This is a genomic window from Anaerovibrio sp., assembly GCF_045637405.1.
In the GTDB taxonomy this organism is placed as follows: domain Bacteria; phylum Bacillota; class Negativicutes; order Selenomonadales; family Selenomonadaceae; genus Anaerovibrio.
Window position 1 is genome coordinate 1 of record NZ_JAZTZI010000141.1, and the last position, 1,238, is coordinate 1,238.

General features: G+C 45.3%; 2 protein-coding genes. Both read right to left on the reverse strand.

The window, feature by feature from the left end; translation table 11 throughout:
* The coding region (locus ACKI5G_RS09990; protein WP_407399985.1) for a 2-C-methyl-D-erythritol 4-phosphate cytidylyltransferase at positions 1-92 on the reverse strand (92 nt) is incomplete at its 3' end.
* Positions 93-146: 54 nt separating this feature from the next.
* Positions 147-1,238, reverse strand: a 1,092-nt coding sequence (locus ACKI5G_RS09995; protein ID WP_407399983.1) for a PIN/TRAM domain-containing protein, incomplete at its 5' end; no start/stop codon positions are given.

Consider the following 1,238-nt stretch of genomic DNA (forward strand, 5'->3'; position numbering starts at 1 on the left):
ATAGGAATCCCGCCCAAGGACATAAACACCTTATTCATGCCGGCCTGCATGCGCTTTCCCTGACCGGCGGCTGGAAAAATTACCGTAACCATAAACCCCTCCAAAATTTAAGGGATGCGGCACACCTTCACCACATCCCCTTCACTTTACATTGCTGGCTTGGCAAAAATCATTCTGCCAGCCGCTGTCTGCAAGGCTGATGTCACCTCAACCCGTATAGCTTCATTGATATACCGACGGCCATTCTCAACCACAATCATGGTGCCATCCTCCAGATAAGCTACGCCCTGTCCCTGTTCCTTACCTTCCTTCACTACAGTTACATGCATGTACTCACCAGGAATAACCACCGGCTTAATGGCATTAGCCAGCTCATTGATGTTGAGCACTGACACACCACGCAGTTCAGCCACTTTGTTCAGATTGTAATCATTGGTAATTATTTTGCTGCCGGTAAGCTGTCCCAAACGAACCAGCTTGGAATCCACCTCAGCAATATCCTCAAAATCCTGATTGACGATTTCTACCTGATTACTGAAGTCATTCTGCAGCTTTTGTAAAATATCCAATCCACGCCGGCCTCTGGCCCGCTTAAGGGAATCTGACATATCCGCTATATGCTGTAATTCCTCCAGTACAAATACCGGTATCAGGAGCTTGCCGTCTATAAACCCCGTGCAGCAAATATCTGCTATGCGGCCATCAATGATTACGCTGGTATCCAGCAACTTGCCACAGGGTCCCTCGTACAGGCCGGTATCCTTTATATCAAGCTCGCCCTCCTGTAACTTTTTCTTGTTCTTGGACTGCTCCCGTCTTTGGCTGGCTTCCTTGAAAAATCTTGGCAGCTTGCCAATCATATCTCCCAATTCCTTCTGCTTACGGATAACAATATGTATTCCCAAATAGCCAAATACCACACTCAATACCACTGGAATATAGTCACCTACCACTGGTATCTTGGAAAAAGCCTCACCTAATAAATTTGCAATTATAAGTCCTATCGCCAGGCCAATTACGCCAGCAATAACATCATGCAACGGCATTTTGTTAAACTGTCCTTCAACCCAGACTGAAAATCTCCGCAGCTTAGTAGCAAAATAAGGAGAACTCAAATTACCGATTACACCGCCAATGATAATACCCACCACTAAAAATATCAGATGGGCTAAGGTCATCTTGAAAAAGCCAAAGTTCATATTCAGTACCTCAGTACTAATAAGCTCTGTCAAAAAAGG